This is a genomic window from Leifsonia sp. HAY1-4F, from assembly GCF_056755275.1.
Window position 1 is genome coordinate 1 of sequence record NZ_JBNDHX010000215.1, and the last position, 378, is coordinate 378.

General features: G+C 60.3%; 1 pseudogene. It reads left to right on the forward strand.

The window, feature by feature from the left end:
• Positions 1-378 (forward strand): annotated as a pseudogene (locus ACPYOG_RS19265) (hypothetical protein); the annotation flags it as partial.

Genomic DNA, 378 nt, shown 5'->3' on the forward strand with positions numbered 1-378 from the left:
TTGATGGGCTCCGTTCGCGGAGACGGCCGTCTCGAGTTCGGCGCCAACGACCTCAATCTCCTCGAGGCTGTTGCCTTGGGTCATGGCGCCGACGATGACTCGAGCAACGCCAAGGGCTTCTTCCTGTTCCGTTATGAGGAGCCGGATATCGTCAGGAGCCTGCTTGGCCCGGCGCGATTCCAGGAATTGTTGCGCAAGGGAATGGTCGCGGACCCCAAGGGGCGTTATCCGATCGTCTATCGTTTCGACATGTCGCATCCGGACAGCTTGATCGTAGGGCAGACCTTCCCGGTCAAGAGCCGCGACGTCATCTATGTGTCGCGCCATCCCTCCGTCGACATTCGAAAGTTCCTGACCCTTGTCGGCACGCCATTGGGC